At 72.2% G+C, this 23,879-nt stretch carries 25 protein-coding genes; 18 read left to right on the top strand and 7 right to left on the bottom strand.

Translation table 11 applies throughout. From position 1 onward, the window contains the following. Positions 1 to 948, top strand: a 948-nt coding sequence (locus ACWCO3_RS10775; protein ID WP_450009593.1) for a sigma-70 family RNA polymerase sigma factor, incomplete at its 5' end; no start/stop codon positions are given. Positions 949 to 1,039: 91 nt separating this feature from the next. Here the strand turns inward: ACWCO3_RS10775 and ctaD are convergent. The 5 genes from ctaD to ACWCO3_RS10750 form a co-directional block, all read right to left on the bottom strand. Then, positions 1,040 to 3,028, bottom strand: a complete 1,989-nt coding sequence (gene ctaD, locus ACWCO3_RS10770) for an aa3-type cytochrome oxidase subunit I (RefSeq protein ID WP_145782290.1) — start codon at positions 3,026 to 3,028, stop codon at positions 1,040 to 1,042. A 124-nt stretch (positions 3,029 to 3,152) separates the two neighbouring features. Then, on the bottom strand, positions 3,153 to 3,875 hold the full coding sequence (locus ACWCO3_RS10765) for an ATP-binding protein (protein ID WP_145782286.1): 723 nt from the start codon (positions 3,873 to 3,875) through the stop codon (positions 3,153 to 3,155). Positions 3,876 to 3,986: 111 nt separating this feature from the next. Next, positions 3,987 to 4,445 (bottom strand): DUF4383 domain-containing protein, encoded by a 459-nt coding sequence (locus tag ACWCO3_RS10760; protein ID WP_145782281.1) that lies wholly within the window; start codon positions 4,443 to 4,445, stop codon positions 3,987 to 3,989. A 77-nt stretch (positions 4,446 to 4,522) separates the two neighbouring features. Next, positions 4,523 to 5,680: a glycosyltransferase gene (locus ACWCO3_RS10755; RefSeq protein ID WP_145782272.1), complete on the bottom strand. Its 1,158-nt coding sequence runs from the start codon at positions 5,678 to 5,680 to the stop codon at positions 4,523 to 4,525. 22 nt (positions 5,681 to 5,702) lie between these two features. Beyond that, entirely contained in the window at positions 5,703 to 6,767 is a 1,065-nt protein-coding gene (locus ACWCO3_RS10750) for a glucosyl-3-phosphoglycerate synthase (protein ID WP_425280536.1), read from the bottom strand. A gap of 144 nt (positions 6,768 to 6,911) precedes the next feature. Between ACWCO3_RS10750 and ACWCO3_RS10745 the strand changes: the two genes are divergently transcribed. The 8 genes from ACWCO3_RS10745 to ACWCO3_RS10710 all read left to right on the top strand — a co-directional run bounded on the left by ACWCO3_RS10745 (position 6,912) and on the right by ACWCO3_RS10710 (position 16,066). Continuing rightward, the gene (locus tag ACWCO3_RS10745) at positions 6,912 to 7,922 is read left to right on the top strand and encodes a Gfo/Idh/MocA family protein (protein ID WP_450009589.1); all 1,011 of its coding nucleotides are present in this window, start codon (positions 6,912 to 6,914) and stop codon (positions 7,920 to 7,922) included. After that, positions 7,915 to 9,003: a zinc-binding dehydrogenase gene (locus ACWCO3_RS10740; protein ID WP_450009587.1), complete on the top strand. Its 1,089-nt coding sequence runs from the start codon at positions 7,915 to 7,917 to the stop codon at positions 9,001 to 9,003. The genes ACWCO3_RS10745 and ACWCO3_RS10740 overlap by 8 nt, the downstream gene beginning before the upstream one ends. Positions 9,004 to 9,096: 93 nt before the next feature. Beyond that, positions 9,097 to 10,872, top strand: a complete 1,776-nt coding sequence (locus ACWCO3_RS10735) for an ABC transporter ATP-binding protein (RefSeq protein ID WP_358164452.1) — start codon at positions 9,097 to 9,099, stop codon at positions 10,870 to 10,872. A 72-nt stretch (positions 10,873 to 10,944) separates the two neighbouring features. Next, positions 10,945 to 13,236, top strand: coding sequence for an accessory Sec system translocase SecA2 (gene secA2, locus ACWCO3_RS10730; RefSeq protein WP_145782248.1), 2,292 nt, complete (start codon positions 10,945 to 10,947; stop codon positions 13,234 to 13,236). 181 nt (positions 13,237 to 13,417) lie between these two features. Further along, positions 13,418 to 14,158: a GAF and ANTAR domain-containing protein gene (locus ACWCO3_RS10725; RefSeq protein ID WP_358164451.1), complete on the top strand. Its 741-nt coding sequence runs from the start codon at positions 13,418 to 13,420 to the stop codon at positions 14,156 to 14,158. A gap of 228 nt (positions 14,159 to 14,386) precedes the next feature. Beyond that, entirely contained in the window at positions 14,387 to 14,884 is a 498-nt protein-coding gene (locus tag ACWCO3_RS10720; RefSeq protein WP_358164449.1) for a DUF2231 domain-containing protein, read from the top strand. A gap of 100 nt (positions 14,885 to 14,984) precedes the next feature. Continuing rightward, complete coding sequence (locus tag ACWCO3_RS10715; RefSeq protein WP_358052723.1) at positions 14,985 to 15,179, top strand: helix-hairpin-helix domain-containing protein; 195 nt, start codon at positions 14,985 to 14,987, stop codon at positions 15,177 to 15,179. A gap of 128 nt (positions 15,180 to 15,307) precedes the next feature. Further along, entirely contained in the window at positions 15,308 to 16,066 is a 759-nt protein-coding gene (locus ACWCO3_RS10710) for a class I SAM-dependent methyltransferase (RefSeq protein WP_358164446.1), read from the top strand. An 84-nt stretch (positions 16,067 to 16,150) separates the two neighbouring features. Here the strand turns inward: ACWCO3_RS10710 and ACWCO3_RS10705 are convergent, their stop codons facing one another. Continuing rightward, positions 16,151 to 17,098 carry a DUF3500 domain-containing protein gene (locus tag ACWCO3_RS10705; RefSeq protein WP_354887242.1) on the bottom strand — a complete coding sequence of 316 codons (948 nt, stop codon included), beginning with the start codon at positions 17,096 to 17,098 and terminating at the stop codon, positions 16,151 to 16,153. A gap of 32 nt (positions 17,099 to 17,130) precedes the next feature. After that, entirely contained in the window at positions 17,131 to 17,523 is a 393-nt protein-coding gene (locus ACWCO3_RS10700; protein WP_145782224.1) for an ankyrin repeat domain-containing protein, read from the bottom strand. 224 nt (positions 17,524 to 17,747) lie between these two features. Between ACWCO3_RS10700 and ACWCO3_RS10695 the strand changes: the two genes are divergently transcribed. The 9 genes from ACWCO3_RS10695 to ACWCO3_RS10655 all read left to right on the top strand — a co-directional run bounded on the left by ACWCO3_RS10695 (position 17,748) and on the right by ACWCO3_RS10655 (position 23,584). Continuing rightward, positions 17,748 to 18,125 carry a signal peptidase I gene (locus tag ACWCO3_RS10695; RefSeq protein WP_450009581.1) on the top strand — a complete coding sequence of 126 codons (378 nt, stop codon included), beginning with the start codon at positions 17,748 to 17,750 and terminating at the stop codon, positions 18,123 to 18,125. A 111-nt stretch (positions 18,126 to 18,236) separates the two neighbouring features. After that, positions 18,237 to 18,692 carry a cysteine dioxygenase gene (locus tag ACWCO3_RS10690; protein WP_145782205.1) on the top strand — a complete coding sequence of 152 codons (456 nt, stop codon included), beginning with the start codon at positions 18,237 to 18,239 and terminating at the stop codon, positions 18,690 to 18,692. A 46-nt stretch (positions 18,693 to 18,738) separates the two neighbouring features. Then, positions 18,739 to 19,224, top strand: coding sequence for a rhodanese-like domain-containing protein (locus ACWCO3_RS10685; RefSeq protein ID WP_145782200.1), 486 nt, complete (start codon positions 18,739 to 18,741; stop codon positions 19,222 to 19,224). 50 nt (positions 19,225 to 19,274) lie between these two features. Next, positions 19,275 to 19,826, top strand: coding sequence for a winged helix-turn-helix domain-containing protein (locus ACWCO3_RS10680; protein WP_145782194.1), 552 nt, complete (start codon positions 19,275 to 19,277; stop codon positions 19,824 to 19,826). Between the two features lie 246 nt (positions 19,827 to 20,072). Beyond that, complete coding sequence (locus tag ACWCO3_RS10675; RefSeq protein ID WP_145782189.1) at positions 20,073 to 20,678, top strand: winged helix-turn-helix domain-containing protein; 606 nt, start codon at positions 20,073 to 20,075, stop codon at positions 20,676 to 20,678. 41 nt (positions 20,679 to 20,719) lie between these two features. After that, positions 20,720 to 21,382 (top strand): nucleoside/nucleotide kinase family protein, encoded by a 663-nt coding sequence (locus ACWCO3_RS10670; protein ID WP_358164444.1) that lies wholly within the window; start codon positions 20,720 to 20,722, stop codon positions 21,380 to 21,382. A 163-nt stretch (positions 21,383 to 21,545) separates the two neighbouring features. Then, a complete protein-coding gene (locus ACWCO3_RS10665; RefSeq protein WP_088989739.1) occupies positions 21,546 to 21,944 on the top strand; it encodes a TraR/DksA family transcriptional regulator in 399 nt (132 codons plus the stop codon). A 48-nt stretch (positions 21,945 to 21,992) separates the two neighbouring features. Then, positions 21,993 to 22,865: a DUF72 domain-containing protein gene (locus ACWCO3_RS10660; RefSeq protein WP_145782183.1), complete on the top strand. Its 873-nt coding sequence runs from the start codon at positions 21,993 to 21,995 to the stop codon at positions 22,863 to 22,865. Between the two features lie 290 nt (positions 22,866 to 23,155). Further along, entirely contained in the window at positions 23,156 to 23,584 is a 429-nt protein-coding gene (locus ACWCO3_RS10655) for a DUF2267 domain-containing protein (RefSeq protein ID WP_145782179.1), read from the top strand. The last annotated feature ends 295 nt before the right edge of the window (positions 23,585 to 23,879 follow it).

Below are 23,879 nucleotides of genomic sequence, written 5' to 3'. Positions count from 1 at the left end.
CGTGGGGAGCCCCTGGAGGACCTGGAGCAGGTGGCCCGACTGGGGCTGGTCAACGCCGTCGACCGGTATGACCCGGAACGCGGGTCCTTCACCGCGTACGCCGCGATCACCATCGTGGGCGAGATCAAACGGCATTTCCGGGACCGCACCTGGGGCGTGCACGTGCCCCGCCGGCTGCGGGACCTGATCCTCGAGGTGGGACAGGCCACGGCCGCGCTGACCAGTGAGCTGTCCCGGGCCCCGTCGGTGGCCGAACTGTCGGCCCGACTGGAGACCCCGGAGGAGGAGATCCTCGCCGCGCTGGAGTCGGCGGCCGGCTACAGCCCGGCCTCGCTCAACGCCCCGGTGGGCGGGGAGAGCTCGGCGGAGTTCGGTGACCTGGTCGGCGAATCGGACAACGCGCTGGAGTCGGTCGACGACCGGGTCACGGTGAGCGGTCTGCTGCACCGACTGCCCTGGCGGGAGCGGCGCATCCTGGCCATGCGCTTCTACGGCAACCAGACCCAGGCGGAGATCGCCGCCCGGTTCGGCATCTCGCAGATGCACGTGTCCCGGTTGCTGTCGCGAGCGCTCACCTGGCTACGTCAGGCGATGCTCGCCGACGCGCCGCCGCCGTGGCAGAACGGCGCGGCCGAACCCGACCCGGGCAAGACCCGGATCTCGGTCAAGCAGAACGGCGACCGGGTGGTGGTCGAGGTCGGCGGCGAGATCGATCGCGACGGCGCGGACCAACTGCGGCGGGCCATGCTGGAGGCCGTCACCGGGCAGCCCAGCGAGGTGGTCGTCGACCTGGTCGGCGCGGGTGGGTTCGACGCCGGCGGGATCGCCGCGCTGATGGCCGGACGGGACGCGGCGGAGCGGACCGGGGTGCCGCTGCGGCTGACCCGGGTCCAGCCCGCGGTACGCCGCTCGCTCACCGCCGCCGGCCTGGCCCCCGCCCGCGACTGAGCCGCCGAATCCGGACCGGAGCGCCGCCGTCGGGAACACGAACGACGAGGGCCGACACCCGCCGGGTGTCGGCCCTCTCGGCGTACGCCGGTCAGCGTTCTTCGGGTTTGTCACCGTGCGGGTGACGCCAGCGTTCGTGCGGCTTGGGCGCGTCCTCGGCGTCCTTCGGCGAGTCGCTCTGCTCAAAGCTCGGACGCCGTATTCCCTCGGGTTCCGGCACGTCCACGGGGCGCGCGCCGGAGCGCGGCGCTGGCTGGAAGTCGGCGGCCTCGCGGGCGCCGTGCGCGCCCTCGGCGGCCGGCGACTCCGGGGCGTGGTGCTCCAACCGCAACTCCTCGGCGAACTGCTGCGGCGGCTTCGTGGTGCGCTGAGGGAGGTCCCGGCCCAGGTCGGCGACGAGCGGGCCGTACTTCAGGTCGAACGCGGGACGCTCGGACCGGATCCGCGGCATCCGGTCGAAGTTGCGCAGCGGGGGAGGGCAACTGGTGGCCCACTCCAACGAGTTGCCGAAGCCCCACGGGTCGTCCACTGTCACCACCGCCCCGTACCGCCAGGACTTCCAGGCGTTGTAGATGAAGAACAGGGTGGACAGTCCGAGGATGAAGGCGAAGATGCTGGAGATCGTGTTCAGCGTGGTGAAGCCGTCGGTGGGCAGGTAGTCGGCGTAGCGGCGGGGCATGCCCTCATTGCCCAGCCAGTGGTGCACCAGGAAGGTGCCGTGGAAGCCGATGAACATCGTCCAGAAGTGCGCCTTGCCGAGCCGCTCGTCGAGCAGGCGGCCGGTCATCTTCGGCCACCAGAAGTAGTAGCCGCCGAACAGGGCGAAGACCACGGTGCCGAACACCACGTAGTGGAAGTGCGCCACCACGAAGTAGCTGTCGTGGGTGTGCCAGTCGGCCGGCGGGCTGGCCAGCAGCACCCCGGTGAGGCCACCGAGCAGGAAGGTGACCAGGAAGCCGATGGCGAACAGCATCGGCGTCTCGAAGGTGAGTTGCCCCTTCCACATGGTGCCGATCCAGTTGAAGAACTTCACGCCGGTCGGCACCGCGATCAGATAGCTGAGGATGCTGAAGAACGGCAGCAGTACCTGGCCGGTGGCGAACATGTGGTGCGCCCACACCGTCATGGACAGCACGGTGATGGCGATGGTGGCCAGCACGATCCCGGTGTAGCCGAAGAGCGGCTTGCGGGAGAACACCGGGATGATCTCGGTGATGATGCCGAAGAACGGCAAGGCGATGATGTACACCTCGGGGTGGCCGAAGAACCAGAACAGGTGTTGCCAGAGCATCGGCCCGCCGGTCGCCGGGTCGTACACGTGCGCGTTGAGCAACCGGTCGGCCGACAGCGCCAGCAGCGCGGCGGCCAGCAGCGGGAAGACGAGGATCACCAGAACGCTGGTGAACAGCATGTTCCAGGTGAAGATCGGCATCCGGAACATGGTCATCCCGGGTGCGCGCAGGGTGAGGATCGTGGTGATCAGGTTGACCGCGCCGAGGATGGTGCCCAGCCCGGAGACGACCAGGCCGAGCACCCACATGTTCGCCCCCACGCCGGGGCTGTGCTCGACGCTGCTGAGCGGGCTGTACGCGGTCCAGCCGAAGTCCGCCGAACCCCCCGGGGTGATGAACCCACCGATGACCATGAGCCCGCCGAACAGGTACAGCCAGTAGGCGAGCGCGTTGAGACGGGGGAACGACACGTCCGGCGCGCCGATCTGGATCGGCACGATGAAGTTGGCGAACCCGAACGCCGCGGGCGTGGCGAACAGCAGCAGCATGACCGCGCCGTGCGAGGTGAACAGCTGGTTGTACTGCTCGGAGGAGAGGAACTGCATCCCCGGTCGGGCCAGCTCGGCGCGCATCACCATCGCCTGCAACCCGGCCACCACGAAGAACCCGAAGGAGGTCAGCAGGTACAGCAGGCCGATCTGCTTGTGGTCGGTCGTGGCCAGGAACTTGATCAACGAGTTGCCGGGGACCGGTGCTCGTACCGCTCCCGGGAACCCCCCGAACCGGGCCGGTGCCAGGATCGCCGGGCCCCGGTCGCGACCGGGTTCCGTGGTTACCCGCTTGGGCATGGCTGCTCACCCCGTCGTGACGGCAGAAAGGACGGGCGTGCCTACCCGACCCTTGCACCATGTAACCAGGCCAGAGCGGTAAATTCGGTCAGATCGCTGGTACCGGGCGCAAGCACCCGAACACTCAGGTTGCCGGCAGCATCGCCCAGACAGCCTTGCCCTGACCGGCCGGCACGCTGCCCCAGCGCTGGGCCAGCTCCCGCACCAGCATCAGCCCTCGGCCACCCTCGGCGTGCAGGTCCGTCCCGCCCGGCTGGGCCTGCGCGCTGCTGCCGTCCACCACCGCCAGGTGCAGGTACGGTCGGCGCAGGGTCACCGTCACCTGCATCGGGGTGCCGGCGTGGCGTACCACGTTGCCGACCAGCTCGCTCAGCACCAACGCGGCCGGTCCGGCCGCTTCGGGCAGATTCCACCGGGCGCACGCGTCGGTGACCAACTCCCGGGCCCGCCGGCACGCCTCGGCCACCGGCTCCAGCCGGGCCCGCATCCGCGGCGTGGCGCCCGCCATCCGGGTGGCCTCCGCGCAGTCCGCGGTGACCGGGACCACGCGGCAGGTGGTCGACTCGGCCAGCCAGCGCGCGGCGACCGGCGACGGGGCGCAGAGCACCACCGGCACGGCCGGCCACTCCTCGGCACGGCGCGCGGTCGCGGCGAAGACGGACAACGCGAGGCGGTCCTCGACGCTCACCTCGGCCATGTCGACCACCAACGCCTCCGGTTGGTCGACGAGCGCGTCGCTGAGCGCCCGGTGCACCGAGCGCATGGTGCCCAGATGCAGCGCACCAGCGAGTCGGACGACCGCCACCGGTGCCGTGGTGCGCACCTCGCAGGTGATCCGGCTCGACATCGGTGCCCTCGATTCGCTGCTGGGTCGGGAGCTCCCCACTACCCGTGGCCGCCCGCCGTCAAACCGGACCCACGGCGGAGCGGGGCGGCTGACCGGCCGCGATGACGCAGGTCACGGACGGGGTCGCCCGGTCAGGACGCCCAACGCGATCATGCCGACGCCGAGGCCCAGGTGCAGCCAACTGTCGGCGTCGTTCACCGGCAGCACGTTAGCCCCGGTGTCGTGGTCCACCGCCAGACCGTAGAGCCAGAGCACCAGATAGACGGCACCGCCGCCGATCAGGAACGTCCGGGCCCCGGCGACCGTCCGCGCCAGCACCAGCCCCGCCACCCCGAACGCCAGGTGCACCAGGTTGTGCAGCACCGACACCTGGAAGACCCCGAACAGGTACGCGCCCGAGCCGTGGCCCGCGAAGCGCAGGTCGTGCATTCCGCTGGTGATCCCGGGTACGAAGCCGAGCACGCCGATCAGCAGGAACAGCACGCCCACCGTCGACGCGGCACGTCGGACAGGCGCCTTGCCGTCGGCCGGGTTGGGTCGGGCCCGGGAGTGGGCCATCGGTCCGACCATTCCCGGCTCCTCGCTGCGACGGCGGGTACGAGCGCTGCCGGCTACCCGCTGCCGCCGCCGGCAAACGCCTCCGACGGTCAGGCCGGCAGCAGCCTTGGCGCGCGGGACAGGTGGCGGACCCGCTCGTACAGCTCCACGTAGCGTTGGGCCATCACCGCCGGGGTGAACCGCTGCGCGGCCACCCGCCGACACTCGTCCGGGTCGAGCAGGTCGCTGGCGAGCACTAGCTCACCCAGCTCCTCCTCCTCGGCGGTGAGCAGCCCGGTGCGGCCGTGCTCGATCAGCTCCGGCAGGCAGCCCCGGGAGGTCGCCACCACCGGCGTACCCAGGGCGAGCGACTCGACCACCGCCGTGCCTCCCGGCTCCTCCCACCGCAGCGGGAACAGCGACGCGCGAGCGCTGGCGAGCAGGTCGTCCCGCTCCTGGCCGGCCACCGTGCCCACCCAGCGAACCAGGTCACCGTCGACGTGCGGGGCCACCTCGTCGAGGAAGAACCGCACGTCCGGGTTCTGCCGGGCCTCGTCGCCGGCCGCGGCCAGATCGGCCGGTCGGTGGTACGGCCCCACCGGGCCGGCCAACACCAGTGGAAACCCGACCCGGTGGGCCAGTCGGGCACCCACGTCCTGGCCCTTGCCCGGGTTGATCCGGCCCAGGATGAGCAGGTGCTCGCCCTTCTCCGGTCGGGGTCGACGGTCGGCGTCGACGGCGAGCGGGGTGGACAGGTGCACGTGCCCCACCGAGTGCTCCTGCAGCGCCAGCGGCGCCCGGGCCAGCTGCGACGCGGAGACCCCGTTGACCCGGACGCGGTCGCCGCCGTCCAGGCTGCCGTAGAGCGCCGGGTGCTTGGCCAGGTCCCAGTGCAGGGTGTGCAGGGTCGGCGGGCCGGCCGGTCCCATCGCGGCGAGCGTGGCCAGGCCGACCGCCTCCACGTGGTCGTGCACCAGGTCGATGTCGTCGCGGGAGTGCAGCTCGCGGACCACCCCGGCCAGGTGCGCCTGGGCAACACCACAGACCTGGTTGTACGGCCGCTGTAACGAGGCGAACTGCCCGTCGGCGAAGACCGACACCCGCTCGTCCACCGGCAGGGTGCTGCTGCCCACCGAGGCGAGCACCACCCGTACGCCCAGGCGGCGCAGCTCCGGCACGAGCGTGGCGATCACGTTCTCGATGCCGCCGTAGCCGGGCGGTGGCACGGAGAGCCACGGCCCGGCGTTCATCAGCACGGTAAGGCTCATCCGGCTCGTCCCTCTCTCGTGTTCACGCGGCGGCCACCCGTCGGCGGGGCACCCGGTGGCGCAACTCGGCCAGCGGCGGGCGTTCCTCGATGGACACGTCGGTGACCACGATCTCGCGGTCCAGGTTGGGCAGGGTGTCCGAGCCGCCGCGACGGAACTGGGTCAGCAACGACTCCGGCGTCAACCCGGGGGTCGCCCAGCCGCGCCGCTGCAACCGGGACCAGGCGGTCAACATGATCTGCGCCGACATCCGGCCCAACGCCGCCGTGTCCTGGTGCCGGTGCTTGCGCTCGCCGAGGTCGACCTGCGCCATCGCGTCCAGGCCGACCAGGTCGAGCAGGTCGATCATCATGGCCGTCTCCACGCCGTACCCGGACACGAACGGCACCCGGGAGAGCACGTCCCGGCGGCCCGCGTACTCACCGGCGAGGGGCTGCACGAAACCGGCCAACTCGGGCCAGAACAGGTTGAGCAGCGGTCGGGCCATCAGCTCGGTCACCCGGCCCCCGCCGTCCTGCTCAACGCTGGCGGTGCCGACCAACGGCCGGTGGTAGAACCCCTTCACGAAGTCGACCGAGGAGTCGGTCAGCAGCGGGCCGAGCAGCCCGGTCACGAAGTGCGGCCGGAACTCCCGCAGGTCGGCGTCGATGAACGCCACCACGTCCCCCTCGGCGGCGGCCAGTCCGGCCCACAGGGCGTCGCCCTTGCCGGTGAGCCGGGGCAGCCCCCGGGTCATCGCGTCCTGGCTGACCACCTCCGCGCCGGCGGCCCGAGCCACCTGCGCCGTGCGGTCGGTCGAGCGTGAATCCACCACGATCAGCTCGTCAACCAGGGCGACCCGATCCATCAGGTGCTCTCGGATGGTCGACACGATCGCGCCGACGGTGGCCTCCTCGTTGCGCGCCGGCAGCACCACGCTGACCCGGGTCTCACCCTTGGCCCGCATCAGCCGACGTGTCGGCCAGTCGGCCGTCGTCGTCGTCCGATACGTGGCCCACGCCTCCACCACCGGTGAAACGCTCGATGTCGCATCCCGCACGGGCACCCCTCCATTCGTGCGTGGAAAACCAAAATTGGTTGTTCCCATTCCCTGCCGCGCGTTAACCGCTTTCTTGGCAACAGCTTGATCACAGAGGTGACGCCAGTGCGTTCCCGGGGGATGAACGTTTGATTGCGCACACCCCGGGGGACTGCTCCCATCGCACATGAATTGTCTTCGAAGGGGTGACGAATGCGTCAGTGCCGAGTGGGTCTGGTCGGAGCCGGCGGAGTGGCACAACGTCACGCGCGCGTGCTGTCCGGCTTCGACGACGTCGAACTGGTCGGGGTCACCGACGTCGCGCCGGAGGCGGCGTCCGCGCTGGCCACGCCGCACGGCGCGCGGGTCTGCGCCGACATCGCCGAGCTGCTGGCCACCAACCCCGACGCGGTGTACGTCTGCGTACCGCCGTTCGCGCACGGCCCCGCCGAGGAGGCGCTGGTCGAGGCCGGGGTGCCCATGTTCGTGGAGAAACCGGTCGCGGTCGACCTGGCCACCGCCGAACGGATCGCCGAGCTGGTCGCGCGTCGGGGGTTGCGTACCGCCGTCGGCCACCACTGGCGCTACCTGAACGTGCTCGACCAGGCCCGCGAGCTGCTCGCCGACCGTCCCGTCCGGATGGTCAGCGGCGCCTGGCTGGACAAGGTGCCCCCGGTGGCCTGGTGGTCGCGGCGGGACCGCTCCGGCGGGCCGGTGGTCGAGCAGGCCGCCCACGTGCTGGACCTGGTCCGCGTGCTGGCCGGCGAGGTGACCGAGGTCACCGCGTACGGCAACGGCACCCCGCCGCCGGTCGACGGCGCCGACATCGACTCGGTGACGACCGCCGTGCTGCGCTTCGCCGACGGGGCGGTCGGCACCCTCAGCGCGGCCTGCGTGCTCGGCTGGAAGCACCGCGCCGGCCTGGAGATCCTCGCCGACGGGCTGGCCCTCGCCCTCACCGAGGACGGCCTGTCGATCCGCGACGCCGACGGCGAACGACACGTGCCCGCCGACCCGGAGGCCGCCCGGGTGGCGGTGGACCGGGCCTTCGTCGACGCCGTCCGCGGCGTCGGCGACGACGTGCGCGTCCCGTACGCCGAGGCCCTCGCGACTCAGCGGCTGGCCCTCGCGGTGGCCGACTCCGCCCGCACCGGCACGACCGTACGACTGACCGCCCCGACCGCTCCGGCGGCGCTGCACACGGGGGTGACAGTCGATGCGTGACAAGGTCGTGGTGGTCACCGGTCCCGGCCGGGTCGAGCTGGTCGAGCAGGACGCCGCGCCGCTGCGCCCCGGCACGTTCCGGGTCGAGACGCTCTTCAGCGGCGTCTCCGCCGGCACCGAGCTGAGCTACGTCAAGGGCACGAACCCGTACCTCAACGTCACCTGGAACGCCGACCTGGGCCTGTTCCAGCCGGGCGCGGCGAGCACCCCGTACCCGGTGACCCGGCTGGGCTACATGCAGGTCGGCCGCGTGGTGGAGAGCGAGACGCCGGCCGTCGCGGTGGGCACTGTCGGCGCCATGACCTACGGGCACCGGACCGGCTGGCTGGCCGACCCGGTTGCCGAGCGGTTCGTGCCGCTGCCCGAGGACCTGGACCCGCTGCTCGGCGTCTACGTGGCGCACATGGGCCCGATCTGCGCCAACGGTCTCCTGCACGCGGCCGCCGACCTGCACGGCGCCGACGTCCGCGCGCTCGGCGACGGGGTACGCGGCCGGCGCGTCGCCGTGGTCGGCGCCGGTGTGGTGGCGCTGCTGACGGCGCTGTTCGCCCGGCGCAACGGCGCTGCCTCGGTGGTGGTGCTCGACCCCACCCCGCACCGCCGCCACGCCGCCGAGGCGCTCGGCCTGGAGACCCTCGAGCCGGACGCGGACGACCCGGCGGTCGTGCTCAAGACCCGCTGGGCGCACACCGCCGGCGACCGGGGCGCCGACGTGGTGTTCCAGTGCCGGGGGCAGGCCTGGGCGTTGCAGCTCGCCCTGCGGCTGCTGCGCCCCCAGGGCACCGTCATCGACCTGGCCTTCTACCAGGAGGGCGCGGACGCCGTCCGGCTCGGCGAGGAGTTCCACCACAACGGCCTCTCGCTGCGCTGCGCGCAGATCGGCCGGGTGCCACGCGGGCTCGCCCCCACCTGGGACCGCGAGCGGCTCTCCGCCGAGACCATCGACCTGCTCCGCGCGTACGGGGACACGGTCCGCAAGCACCTCGTCTCGGCGGTGGTGCCGTTCGACGAGGCACCCACACTGCTCACCGATCTGGCCGACCGTCGACGCCAGGAACTCCAGGTGGTGTTGTCCGCCTGAGCGCACCCCGGGCGGGTGCTGGACCGGCCCCCGTGCCGCTTGTCGGCCCGGACCCCGCCCGGGTGGGTGACGCGGCGGACTACCGTTCCCGGCATGAGCACCCCGAAGGACCGGCCGGTCAGCACCGCGAAGGAACGGCCGGTCGGCCTGGCCGCGCTGCTGCCGTACCTGCGTGAGCACCGCGGCACCCTGGTCGTGGTGGGTGTGCTGTCGCTGCTCGGCGCGGCGGCGTCGCTGGCGCAGCCGCTGCTCACCCGGTCGGTGCTCGACCGGATCGGCGCCAACCAGACGGTCTCCGCACTGGTGACGGTCCTCGTGGTCCTCGTGGTGCTCGGCGCGGCCATCGGCGGGCTGCGCGACTACCTGCTGCAACGCACCGCCGAAGGGTTGGTGCTGGGCACCCGCCGCCGGCTCGCCGGTCACCTGCTGCGGCTACCCATCGCCGAGTACGACAGCCGACGCACCGGCGACCTGCTCTCCCGGGTCGGCTCGGACACCACACTGCTGCGCGCGGTCGTCACCTCCGGGCTCTTCGAGACGGTCACCGGGGCGGTGACGGTGGTCGGCGCCGGCACGGCCATGGTGCTGCTCGACCCGCTGCTCTTCGGCGTCACACTGCTCGGGGTGGCGCTCGGGCTCGGTTTCGCGCTCACCTTCGTCCGCCGGGTGCGGGCGTTGGCCCGTGCCGCCCAGGAGCGGATCGGCGAGATGACCTCGGCGGTGGAGCGGGCCATCTCGGCGGCCCGGACCATCCGGGCCAGCCGCGCCGAGGCCCGGGAGACGCAGACGGTCACCGGCAGCGCGCGGGAGGCGTACACGGCCGGGCTGCGGGTGGCCCGGGTGCAGTCGGTGGTCGGCCCGATCGGCTCGATCACCGTGCAGGGCGCGTTCCTGCTGGTGCTCGGCATCGGCGGGGCGCGGGTCGCCGCCGGGGCGATCTCCGTCGGCGACCTGGTCGCCTTCGTCATGTACCTGTTCCTGCTGGCGCTGCCGCTGGGCCAGGTGCTGCGGGCGTACACCCAGTTGCAGTCCGGTCTGGGTGCCCTCCAGCGGATCGAGGAGATCCTCGCCGTGCCCGCGGAGGGCGCGGCGGATCGGCCCGCGCCCGCCGTGGCGACGACCAGCCCACGTCGGCCCGCGCCGATGATCGAGTTCGACCGGGTGGGGTTCGGCTACCCGGGCGGTGAGCCGGTGCTGCACGAGGTCAGCTTCACGGTGCCCACCGGCACCCGTACCGCGCTGGTCGGCCCCTCCGGCGCCGGCAAGTCGACACTGCTGGCGCTGGTCGAACGCTTCTACGAGGTGAGCGCCGGCGCGGTCCGACTCGACGGCACCGACGTTCGGGATCTGCCCCGCGACTTGCTGCGGGCCCGGCTGGGCTACGTCGAGCAGGAGGCCCCCGTGCTCGCCGGCACGCTGCGGGAGAACCTGCTGATCACCACGCCGGACGCCACCGACGACCGGCTCCGCAAGGTCCTCGACGAGGTCAACCTCGCGCACCTGGCGCACCGCACCTCCGAAGGGCTGGACGTCCAGGTGGGGGAGGGCGGGGTGCTGCTCTCCGGGGGTGAGCGGCAGCGGCTGGCCATCGCCCGGGCCCTGCTCGCCGGCCCGCCGGTGTTGCTGCTCGACGAGCCCACCAGCAACCTCGACTCGCGCAACGAGGCCGCGCTGCGCCGGGCCATCGACGCGGTGGCCGTCCGCCGGACGCTGTTGATCGTGGCGCACCGGCTCGCCACCGTGGTCGACGCCGACCAGATCGTGGTCCTCGACGGCGGTCGGGTGGTCGCCGTCGGCACCCACGCCGAACTGACCGCGACCGACCCGCTCTACCGTGAGCTGGCCGCCCACCAGCTACTGGTCGGCTGAGCCCGTCTGATCCGCCAACTTGTCGGCGGCCGGGCCGCGCATGCCGGCCCGAATCGCGTACCGTTGCCGCTCATGGGTGTGTCGCAACGGTTCAAGAGCAAGTTCCGGCGGTTCCTTCAGCGCCCCGGCTCGACCGTGGATCTTGCTCCGCTGGAGAAACTGCTGCCGGCTATCGAGGCGCGCGCGGACGAGCTCGCCGCGCTCGACGACGCCGAGCTGACCGAGGCCGCCGGTGCCGCCACCGGCTACGAGGAGATCTGCGCCGTCGGCCGTGAGGCCGCCCGCCGAGGCCTCGACCAGCGGCCGTACGACGTGCAGCTGCTCGGCGCGATGTCGCTGCTCTCCGGCAAGGTCGCCGAGATGGCCACCGGTGAGGGCAAGACACTCACCGCCACGATCGCCGCGTACGGGCACGTTCGGCTGGGCAACGGGCCGGTGCACGTGCTTACCATCAACGACTACCTGGCCCGCCGCGACGCCCAGTGGATGGAGCCGGTCTACACCCTGCTCGGCCTCACCGTCGGCTGGGTCAACGAGGCGTCCTCCCCGCAGGAGCGGCGCGACGCGTACGCCTGCGACGTCACCTACGTCTCGGTCAGCGAGGCCGGCTTCGACTACCTGCGCGACCAGTTGGTCACCGACGTGGAGGACCGGGTGCAACCCCCGCTGACCACCGCGATCGTCGACGAGGCCGACTCGATCATGATCGACGAGGCACGGGTGCCGATGGTCCTGGCCGGCGCGGTGCCGGGCGAGCAGGACCCGGTGCACGCCGCCGCCGCCCTGGTCCGCGGCCTGCGCAAGGGCAAGCACTACACGGTCGCCGAGGACGGGCGGAGCGTGGCGTTCACCTCCGCCGGCCTGGCCGCCATCGAGGCCAAGCTCGGCATCGACCTGTACGACGAGGAGCACGTCGCGCAGCTCTCCGCGGTCAACGTGGCGCTGCACGCACACGCCCTGCTGCACCGCGACGTGGACTACATCGTCCGGGACGGCTCGGTCGAGCTGGTCGACGAGATGCGCGGCCGGGTGGCCCAGCGCCGCCGCTGGCCGGACGGCCTCCAGGCCGCGGTCGAGGCCAAGGAGGGCCTGGACGCCACCGCCGAGGGCGAGGTGCTGGGCACCATCGCCATGCAGGCGTACATCGCGCTCTACCCGAAGGTCTGCGGGATGACCGCCACCGCGGTGCACGTCGGCGACCAGCTGCGCGAGTTCTTCAACCTCGAGGTCGCGGTGATCCCGCCGAACACCCCGTGCATCCGCGAGGACGAGCCGGACCGCATCTACGCCACCCGGGCCGAGAAGGACGAGGCGCTGATCGACGAGATCCAGCGCTGGCACGCCAAGGGGCGGCCGGTGCTGGTCGGCACCCTCGACGTCAAGGAGTCCGAGGGCCTGGCCGCCGGCCTTAACGCCGCCGGGGTGCCCTGCGTCGTGCTGAACGCCAAGAACGACGACGAGGAAGCGGCGATCATCGCCGAGGCCGGCGCGTACGGCTCGGTGACCGTCTCCACCCAGATGGCCGGCCGGGGTGTCGACATCCGGCTCGGCGGCAGCGACCAGAGCGACCAGGAACGGGTCGCCGAGCTGGGCGGGCTCTACGTGATCGGCAGCGGCCGGCACGACAGCCGGCGGGTGGACGACCAGCTGCGCGGTCGGGCCGGCCGGCAGGGCGACCCGGGTGGCTCGGTCTTCTTCGTCAGCCTGGAGGACGACCTGGTCGTCCGGCACGCCGCCGACTCGGTGCCGGCGTCGCCGCGGATGAACGCGGACGGCCTGGTGACCGACGAGCAGGTCGACTACGCAGTCGAGCACGCCCAGCGGGTCGCCGAGGGCGTCAACCACGAGATCCACCGCAACACCTGGCGCTACAGCGTGGTGATCGAGCAGCAGCGCAAGGCCCTCGCCGCCCGTCGCGAGCGGCTGCTGACCAGCGACGTGGCCGCGGTGATGCTCCTGGAGAAGGAGCCCGAGAAGGCCGGCGAGATGGACGAGGACCTGCTCGCCCGAGCGGCCCGTTCGATCGCGCTCTACCACCTGGACCGGCTCTGGGCCGAGCACCTGGCCGAGTTGTCGGAGGTCCGCGAGGGCGTGCACCTGCGCGCGCTGGGCCGGCTCGACCCGCTGGACGAGTTCCACCGGGCCGCCGTGCCGGCGTTCAACGACCTGATCCCGGAGATCGAGGCCCGCACCATCGCCACCTTCAACGAGACCGAATTCGATGAGGACTGGCAGGCCGACGACGGCACCCTGGTCCGGCCCACCGCCACCTGGACGTACCTGGTGCACGACAACCCGTTCGGCTCCGAGCTGGACCGGCTGATCGCGTCGATCGGGCGGCGGCTCAGCGGCACCTCCCGCTGACGTAGGCGTCCGGGGCCTCTCGCCGCGCGACCCCGCGCGCCGAGAGGCCCCGATTTACGTCGTTTCGACCAGGGTTTGCGAGGGTAGTAGGGCTGGTCGGTCAAGTCGGGAGAGAGCAGACGATGACACAGGTGACGATGCCCGGCGGGCAGGCGCGGACGGGCACGGAGGCTGCGAAGCGGTGAACATCGATACGCGGGAGCCGGTGGTGCAGACCCTCGGCGTCCTGGAGGCCGCCGCGCTGTTACGGGAACTGACCGCAGGCCTGATCGCCCTGACCGATTTCGACGAAGCGCTGCTGGCGCTGGTCCGGATCACCCGGGACGCCGTGGCCGGGGTGCGCTGGTGCGGCTTCACCGCCCTCCGCGCCGGCGAACCGGCCGGCGTGGCCGCCTCCGACGAGCGGCTGGCCGGGCTGGACGACCTGCGACACGGCCCGGACTCTCCGGCGATGAGCGCCATCCAACGCCGCGAGATGATCCTCGCCGCCGACCTGGCCGCCGAGCCCCGCTGGCCGGTCTGGACGGCGCGCGCCCGCGACCTCGGCGTACGCGGGGTGATCTCCGCGCCGGTGGACATCGACGACCAGGTGATCGGCGCGATCAACCTCTACGCCGCCTCGCCGGACCTGCTGACCCCGCAACACCAGTTGACCGCGATGCTGCTCGCCGAACACGCCGGCCTGCTGCTGGCCGCCGTACGCGACCGCAAGCGGCAACTCACCGTCGCCAGCGAACGGGACGCCGCGCTGCTCCACGAAGGGGTGGTGGGCCAGGCCGTCGGCGTGATCATGACCCAGCGCGGGTGCCCACCGGCCGAGGCCCTCGACGTACTGCGTACGGCCGCGACGTCGCTGGACATCCCGCTGCGCGAGGTGGCCGAGCGACTGGTCCACACGGTCTCCCGCCCCCGCGACGCCTGACCACGCCGCGCCTGCTCGCGCTGCACCTTCATGATCGACTCGGGTTCCGTGAAGGCGCGCTATCCGAGGCGTTGCGATGGCCCGGTTTCCTGAAACGCGAGGTGATCAGGGCTTGTGGTGTGGTGTCCGTTCGTCCGGTCAGCGGCGAGTCGGGCGGCATCGTTTCGCCGCGAGCGTGCTCGGGTAGCACTCTGGTCAGGTGAGCTGCGCCGACCCGGGGGAGGACCGATGCAGAGCCGACTGCGAGTGCAGGGGCATCCGATCCAACCGATGCTGGTGACGTTCCCGCTCGGGCTGTTCGTCAGCGCCACGGTCTTCGACCTCACCGACGTCGTCGGCGGGCCGGCGTTCCTGGGCGAGGTGGGCTACTGGACGGGTGTCGCCGCCCTCGTCGCCGCTGCGCTGACCGCGGTGGCGGGCATGGTCGACCTGTGGGACGTACCGGGGGACCGCACCCGCCGCACCGCCGTCGCCTTCAACCTGGTGAACGCGGTGATGGCCGGCATGTTCCTGCTCACCTGCCTGGTCCGGTCGCAGTCGCCGCAACGAGGGGCGTCAGCCGCGATCCTGGTCACCGAGCTGGTCGCGCTGGCCATCGGCGGGGTCGGCGTCCATCTGGGCGCCCGGTTGATGCGCCAGTTCGATGGCGGCCGGGCCGAGGCCGGCGGCCTGGAGGCCCTCGGTGGCTCTACCGGCGAAATCCCGCGCCCCTGGCCCAGCCGCTGACCCGACCCGGCTTCCGGTTACGCACAGCCAGGCGTTGACCCGGCCCGCGGCGCGCATGAACGGGACGCCGCCGGTGCGGCTGGCCGGTTTATCATCACGGATGACCTCGTCCCTGGACGCGCTTCCCAAGATCGGTGCACCCGCCACCCGCGCCCTGCACGGCGCCGGCTACACCGCATTGCGTCAGCTCGCGGACGTCCCCCGAGCTGACCTGGCCAGACTGCACGGCATGGGCGACAAGGCGCTCGGCATCCTCCAGGCCGCCCTCGAGGAACACCAGCTCAGCCTCGGCTGAGGACTGCCGCCGCCCAGGGGCATCGGCCAGCGGCGGCTCCGCGACGCGGCCGTCCCGACGCGACAGGCCCCGGCCGGTGCGGCGCAAATGGGTTGCCGGCGGGGTGACCGACCACGAGGCTGGCCGCCATGGACGCCGAGCGTGACGCCGAGGAACTGATCGCGGAGGCCGCTGCCGCCCCCGTCGACGGGTGGGGCTTCGACTGGCTTGCCGGGCGGGCCACCGAGGAGCGACCACCTTGGGGGTACGCCCGCATGGTCGCCGATCGGATGGCGCGTGCCGCCGCCGCACTGGACGTGGACACCGGCGGTGGTGAGGTGCTCGCCGAGGTGCCACGGCCACCGAAGCTCCTGACGGCCACCGAGGGTTGGCCGCCCAACGTCGTGGTCGCCCGACGGACCCTGCGAAGAGTGGGCGCGACGGTGGTGGCCGTCGACCCGGCCGGGCCACTGCCCTTCCGCGACGCCTCCTTCGACCTGGTGGTCAGCCGGCATCCGGTACGCACCGACTGGGAGCAGACGGCGCGGGTGCTGCGACCGGGCGGCACGTTCCTGTCCCAGCAGATCGGGGCGGGCACCATGCGGGAGTTGAGCGAGGCGATCCTCGGTCCGCTGCCGCCGCCGGCCACCCGGCATCCCGACCACGCGGTCGGCGCCGCCGAGGCAGCCGGCCTGCGGGTGGTCGACCTGCGCCGGGCGACCCTGCGGGCGGAGTTCTTCGACATCGGCGCGGTGGTCTGGTTCCTGCGCAAGGTGATCTGGACGGTGCCCGGGTTCACTGTCGACCGCTACCGCGAACAACTTCTGACCCTGCACGACCGCATCACCACCAAGGGCCCTCTCACCGCCCACGCCCAACGCTTCCTCATCGAGGCGACCCGGCCCTGACCACGGCGATCATGTACGTGTGGTGCCCCGCAAAAGTGGCGTAACGGGCCAAGTCGCCCACCGCAACTCCATGATCGACAAGGGCTAGTGGTGGCTTCGGTGGTGACCGGCCAGGATGTCGGCACCAAAGTCGCTGGCAGGGCGGCGTAGCACGGTGTGCGCGTGGTTGCCGTCCGGGCTGGTGTTGTCGTACTCGATCAGCAGGTCGTCGCCCTGCACCCGGTAGTAGTGGCGCTGCCCGGCGCGGGTGGGACCGGCCCAGGCGAAGTGCAGCGGGCCGGCGTCCAGTCGAGCCGCCTCCCGGGTGGCCAGCTCGGGCGGCAGCCGGTCCAGGTAGAGCGCGACCACCTGGTGGAGCAGCGCGCGGCCGGTCGGGCCCATCCGGTCCGACGGTACGCCGAGCGGTTCCAGCGGTGCGTCGACCTGCCCTCGGGTGGCGCTGATGATGTCCGCCGGCGCGTCGTCGGCGATGATCGCGGCGGCCCGTTCGGCGGGGCCCAGCGCGTCGAGCAGCGCCAGGGCGAGGTCCTCCTCGACGCCAAGGGGGCGGGAGACCGGACGGCCGGCGTAGCGGACCGCCGCCGGGTTGGCGCCGAAGAAGATCGGGGCGGGGGAGACCTGGCCGTCGACCACCGTCATGGTCACCGACAGGTGATGCCCTTCGAACCGCCACGCCCAGCGGTCGTCGCGCGCCGGGTCACCGAAGACGGCCACCCAGTAGTCAGCGCTGTGCCGGCCGCGCTGCCAGTCCTCGGCCCGGTCCAGCACCTCCTCCAGCGCGATGATCGCCATCGCCTGCGCGTACGCCGAGGGGCTGAGCGCGGTGGCCAGCAGCCGGTGGGCGGCCTTGCGGCCGGCGACGTCCATCGCGGCGAGGCTGACGCCGGGTCGGGGTCGGGGCCGGTATTCCAGCCAGCGTCGGGCGGACTCGTCGTCGAACGGGTGCACGGCGTCGTCGCGGGCGGCGGGGTCGAGCGCGGCCAGCAGCGCGGTGCTGGCGGCCCGCATCTGCTCGGGCAGAGGATCTTCCACCGACCCTGTATACCGGCCCGTCGGGGTCGGTGTCAGCCGGCGCGCAGCAGCTCCGTCATCTCCGGCAGGTCGAAGAACTGCGCGGTCTCCATCGCGGACGGGTTGCCGTGGGCCGGGTCGGCCCCGGCGGCGAGGAGCGCGCGGACCGCGTCCGTGCTGCTGCGGAAGACCGCCGCGGCCAGCGCCGTCTGGCCCCGGTCGTTGGCCCGGGTGTGGTCGGCCCCGCGCGTGAGCAGAGCGGCCACGGTGTCCGGGTGAGAGTGGTACGCGGCCAGGATCAGCAGCGTGTCGCCCTTGTCGTTGGTGAGGTTGACCGGCAGGCCGGCGTCGAGCTGCGCGGCCAGCTCCTCGGTGGAGCCGGCGCGGGCCAGGTCGAACATCCGGTGTGCGAACGCCAGCGTCTCGGCGTCGAGGTCGTCGGTCACCCCTCCAGGCTAGGCCGGGTGTCAAAGCCCCTGGCCGGCCTGCGACGGGCCCAGACGCCGACCGGCCGCGTTGGAGCCTCGTCCGGATACGACACCGGTATCCAGACGAGGCTCCGCCTCGCCGGACGCCGTCTGGGCTCCGCCTCGGCTCGACCGAGGACTTCGACACCCGGCCTGGGCCTGTCCTGATAGGTTGCTCGGCCGGCGAGCTGGGGGAGGGTCCGATGGCTGAGACGGTGTACGTGGGCAACGCGGGTGTCGACGGTGCCACCAACGCCGGCTGGCTGCTCGGGCACTTCGCGCCGCCGGGGGAGATCCGGCACAGCGCCGACGTCGAGGTGAAGTGGGGCGTGCACCCACCCGGGCAGGCCCGGTCGCGGTGGGCGACGGGGGAGCGGCGTACCACTCTGCTCGTCCTCGTCGAGGGTTGTTTTCGGGTGGAGTTGCCCGACCGCACGGTACGACTGGCGGTGCCCGGCGACTACGTGGTGTGGGCCCGGGGAGTGGACCACTCCTGGTTCGCCGAGCGCGCGTCGGTGGTGCTGACGGTGCGGTGGCCCTCGTTGCCCGGCTACCGGGTGGACCCGCCGGTGCTGCGCTGACCGACCGTGGAGCTGATCGGTGTCCCAGTGTGTGGAATTACCTACTAAACCTATAGGCTTTGCCGTCTAGAGTACGAGGGCACCCCGCCGAACGACCCGCGAGGAACCGCCATGACGCACCACCGTCCGGAGTCCGACCTGCTCACCGTCGCCGCCCGGTGGGCCGACCCGGCCGGCTGGCCGGTCGCGCTGCGTTTCGACCCCGCCGAACGTTGGTACGCCCGCCTCGCCGTCAGCGACGAGCACGAGGTGTGGGCGCTGAGCTGGCTGCCCGGGCAGGGCACCGACCTGCACGACCACGGCGGATCCTCCGGTGCGTTCCGGGTCGTCAGCGGCGTGCTCACCGAGGAGACGGTCAGCGCCGGTCGGCTACGCCCGCGGCTGCTGCCGGCCGGCGTCGGTCGCCGTTTCGGACCCCGACACGTGCACCGGGTGACCAACCACGGCCCCGATCCGGCGGTCAGCGTGCACGTCTACCGGCCCGCGTTGCTGCGGATGACCCGCTACGACCTCGTGGACGGCCGGCTGCGGATCGCCGAGGTCGCCGAGGCCGGCACGTCCTGGTGAGCCCGGCGAGTCACGACCAACCCCCTGTTACCGGAAGGAACCGATAATGCAGGTAACCGCCGAGCACTGTCCGGCACCCGTGCCGCCCGCGGGCTCCCGCGGCATCGACGAGATCCTGGCCGCCGCGCGGGCTCGGCTGGACCGGCTCGACCCGGAACAGGCTCACCTGGCGTACCGGGCCGGCGCTCTGCTGGTCGACATCCGGCCCGCCGCGCAGCGGGCCGCGCACGGCGTGGTGCCCGGCTCGCTCACTGTCGAGCGCAACGTGCTGGAGTGGCGCTTCGACCCGCGCTGCCCGGCCCGACTGCCCGAGGCCGTCGACTACGACGTACCGGTGATGATCCTCTGCCAGGAGGGCTACACGTCGTCGCTGGCCGCCGCCGCCCTGCAGGACGTCGGCCTGCACCGGGCCACCGACGTGGTCGGTGGCTTCGCCGCGTGGCGGATCGCCGGCCTGCCGGCTCTCGGCCCGACCCCGCTGCACACCTCTGCACTCGCGTCGCCCGTGAACACCGGGTGGGCGCGCCGCTGACCGTCACGCCGCACCAGGCGTGGCGGACGTACCGCCACTCAGGAGGCATCATGTCCGTCGTCGCCATCCCCACGCGCCGCCACCCGGGGACGCGCCCGACCCGTCCGCGCACCGCCCCGACCCTCACCATCACCCTCGACCTCGTCCCCGGGCCGCTGAGCCCACGGCTGGCCCGGCTGGTCCAGCTCCTCGGCGAGCTGGCCGAGTCGGGGGAGGGTCAGCTGCGTACCGTCGAGGACCTCGCCCCCGGGCCGCGACCGGCGCCGATCCCCGTCGGCGGCGGCGAGCCGTCCGCCGACGCGCCCCACGTCCGCATCCTGGCCGGCTCGCGGATGGTCCGCCAGGGCGACCGGGTCATCCCGCTGACCCGCATCGAGTACGAGCTGCTGCTGTTCCTGGCCGAACGGCCACGCCGGGTCTTCACCCGCCTGCAACTGCTGTCCAGCGTCTGGGGGTACGAGCACGCGGTGGCCCGGACCGTTGACGTGCACGTCCGCCGACTGCGCGCCAAGCTGGCCGGGTCGGAGGTGGTGACCACCGTCTACGGGGTCGGCTACCGCCTGGCCGACGAGGCTCCGATCAGCGTGGACCACACCCGGTAGGCCCTGGTCAGGCGGCCTGCGACCACCTCGGTGAACCGGGCGGGGACCCCCGTATCGGGGCATCTCGGCGACTCTGCTGTAATCATCAAGCTCGTACGCAGAGCGAGCGCCCGGCTCCGATGTGTTCGTCAATTGTCACATTCATGCAACGCAGCCGCCTCTTGACCCTCGCCCGGGTGCCGGGAAGCATCGATGAAGCGGCGTCCCGGGCCGTGGGGAGATACCCGGACCAGCCCAAGGAGGACCATGTCGGTCAGCCCTGCCTCGTCGCGCGCCGGATGGCACACGTCGCAACCCGCGGTGCCCGGTCGACCGCCCGGCGGTCAGCGTCGCCCGGCGAACACCGCGACGCCAGTGCTCACCGTGACGCTGTCCATCCCGCTGGCCTGTGAGGAGTCGCTGACCCCGGCGGCACGTCGGCTGCTGGAGGCCGCCCGCGAGATGCTCGAACGCGGCGAGGGCGTGATCGTCGGGTCCGTGCCGGCCGAACGCCGCCCCGAGCAGACGCCCGCCAACCGGTCGCCGACCCGGGCGATCAGCCCGACCATCCCGGCCTTGCACATTCTCGCCTCGTCCCGCTCGGTGCTGCGCGACGACGAGCCGCTGCCGCTGACCCGGCTGGAGTTCGACCTGCTGCTGCACCTGGTCGCCCATCCGCGCCGGGTGTTCACCCGACTGCAACTGCTCAACGCCGTCTGGGGCTACGAGCACGCCGGCGTGCGTACCGTCGACGTGCACGTGCGTCGGCTGCGCGGCAAGGTCGGTGTGGACGTGCCCCTGGTCACCACCGTCTACGGCGTTGGCTACCGGCTGGCCGACGACGCCCGGGTGACCATCGACCGCACCGGCTGACCCGCCTCACCGACCTGCCCGACGCGGGGCAGGATGGTCCGGTGCGCATCCGCCCGATCTCGCCCGACCTGCTCGTCACCGAGCTGACCGGCCGGCTGGTCGACGCCGCGACAGGCGCCGCGACCGCCGACTCCGGACCCGCCCGGCTGCGGGTGGCGATCGACGGCCCCTCCGCCGCCGGTCCGGACGAGCTGGCCGCCGCCCTCGTCGACCCGCTGCGCGCCCAGGGCATTCCGGTGCTGCACGTCCGGGCCGGCGACTTCCTCCGCCCCGCGTCACTGCGCTTCGAACTGGGCCGCACCAACCCGGACTCCTTCTACGAGGGATGGGTCGACGAGGCCGGACTGCGTCGGGAGGTCCTCGACCCCGCCGGCCCGGGTGGCACCGGCCGGGTGCTCCCGTCGCTCTGGGACGCCGACGCCGACCGGGCCAGCCGGGCCCGCTACGTCGACCTGCCACCCGGCGGCGTCGTCCTGGTCAGCGGTCCACTGCTGCTCGGTGGCGGGCTGCCGTTCGACGTCACCGTCCACCTGCAGGTGTCCCCGGCGGCGCTGCGTCGACGGACCGAACCCGCCCAGGCGTGGGTTCTGCCGGCGTTCGACAGGTACGCCGAGGAGGTCGTCCCGGCGAGCTTCGCCGACGTGGTGGTACGTGTCGACGACCCCCGCCACCCCGCGCTCGTGGAGCCCGCCACCGACGCCTGACAACCGCGAGAATTCGTCGGTTTGCCCCGCCGATCCGGCGGGTACTCGCCCGGCTCACAGAGCGCGGGTGATCGCCCGCGTACCGAATGCGACCGTGACCGGGGCTCCACGCCGCCGGCACCCGGTTCACCGTGAGCCACAGGCTTAGGAAAGGCAGGCAGCGATGCTCGTCCACGACACGGTCGACACGAACCGTTCCCAGAAGGAAATCGACCAGATCCGGAACTCACTCCAGGCGCGGTACGACGAGCTGACCGCCGAGTACGACCAGGCCGTGCTCCAGAGCCAGGTGCTGCGGCTGGTGGAGGTCGGCGACACCGCCGGCGACGACCAGGCCGACAGCGGAACCAAGACGGCCGAGCGGGACACCGCGCAGTCCCTGTTGCGCACCATCCTGGACCGCCGGGCCCAGTACGAGCACGCGCTGGGCCGGCTCGCCGAGGGCACCTACGGCTGGTGCGAGGGCTGCTCCGCGGCCATCCCGGTCGAGCGGCTGGAGATCTTCCCCTCCGCCACCACCTGTGTGACCTGCAAGCAGACCCGCGAACGGCGGGCGGCCTGAGCGACGCCAGCGGTTGCCGGTCGGTCCGAGGCGCGATGGACTTGAGCCATGGGTGACATCCTGGTGGGCACCGCGTCCTGGACCGACCGCACGCTGCTGGACTCGGGCTGGTATCCGCAGACCGCTGACAACCCGGAGAAGCGGCTGGCCTACTACGCGCGGCAGTTCCCGCTGGTCGAAGTGGACGCCACCTACTACTCGCCGCCCGCCGAGGCGACCGCGCGGCTGTGGGCCGACCGCACCCCGGCCGGCTTCACCTTCAACGTCAAGGCGTTCAGCCTGCTGACCGGGCATCCCACCAGGGTCAGCGCCCTCTACAAGGACCTGCGTCCGGAGACCGACAAGAAGAACGTCTACCCCGACGACCTGCCCGCGCAGTCGTACGAGGAGGTCTGGACGCGCTTCCTGTCCGCGCTGGACCCACTCGTCGAGGCGGGCAAGCTGGGCGCGTTGCTGTTCCAGTTCCCGCCCTGGTTCACCATCAAGCGGGCCAACAAGCAGTACCTGCTGGAGGTGGCGAAGCGCTGCGCGCCGCTGCGACCGGTCTACGAGTTCCGGCACGCCTCCTGGTTCGACGGCGACAACGCCGACGAGACACTGACCTTCCTGCGCGAGCACCAGCTGCCGTACGTCTGCGTGGACATGCCGCAGGGCCACCGCTCGTCGCTGCCGCCGGTGCTGGCCGCCACCGCGGACCTCGCTGTCATGCGCTTCCACGGGCACAGCGACAAGTGGACCAGCAAGGACATCCACGAGAAGTTCGGCTACCACTACTCCAAACGGGAGTTGGCCGACTGGGCGCCGAAGCTGCGCGAGCTGGCCGACGAGGCCGGTCAGACGCACGTCCTCATGAACAACTGTTACCGCGACTACGCGCAGACGAACGCCAAGACCCTCGCGGACCTCCTCGCCGTCGACTGAACTCACCCGATCCGGGTGGGGCCGCGTCACCCGCACCGCCGGCAGGGTGGAGACGGTGGGTACGACCGCCCCGAGGGTGGTCGACGCCGCAGACGACACGGAGGTGACGGGGATGACGGTTCGAGTGGTGACGGATCGGCGGCGCGGTGCCGTCCTGCACGTGGTCGGCACGGCCGACAACACGCGGCGCGCACCGCAGGGCAGCCCGGTGCGGGCCCGCCGCGGCCCGGTGGGGCCGCCACGGCGCGCAGACGACCGACGGTGGGACACCTCGGAACGGGGGTCGACCGATGGCTGACGCGATGATCTCGGCGTTCGAGTCCTCGCTGGACAAGACGAACCTCATTCTCAAGGACATCGAGGACGCCTACGGCTGGCCGAAGGATCGGCGCAACCAGTCGTACGCCGCCCTGCGCACGGTGCTGCACCTGCTGCGCGACCGGTTGCCGGTCGACGAGAGCGTCGAGTTCGCCCAGCAGTTGCCGGTCCTGGTGCGGGGCATCTACTTCGACGGATGGGTGCCGTCCGACGTGCCGATCAAGCTCAACCGGGACGACTTCCTCTACGAGGTCCGGCAGGGCTTCCCGTACGACGCGGAGGGCGGCCCGGAGCGGGTGACGCAGGTGGTGCTGGACACCCTGCGCCGACACGTCACCCAGGGCGAGTGGCAGGACGTGAAGGAAACGATGCCCAAGGACCTCGCCCTGCTGATGCCGTGACAGTGTGCTGTCCCCGAGCCCGCCCGACGACCGTCGGGCGGGCTCAGTCGTCTGACGTGGGTGCCCACCAGGATCACCGCCTCGTCCTGGCACTCTCCGCCGCCGCCCGCGAACTGCCCGTGTCGCCCCGGTTCGGCGTCTACGGTGAGGGTTAGAGAAGATCGCGCGTGGGGTACCACCCGCAGTACGACGGACCCCGGCGTCAACATGGACTTCTGGCCGCAGTTCAGCCAGGGCATCGAACGGGCCGCCGAGAAGGCCGGCAAGAAGGATTTCTTCATGTTCGGTGAGGTGT

This window comes from Micromonospora sp. NPDC002411, from assembly GCF_053592955.1.
This window is presented reverse-complemented; position numbering and strand designations above follow the sequence as displayed.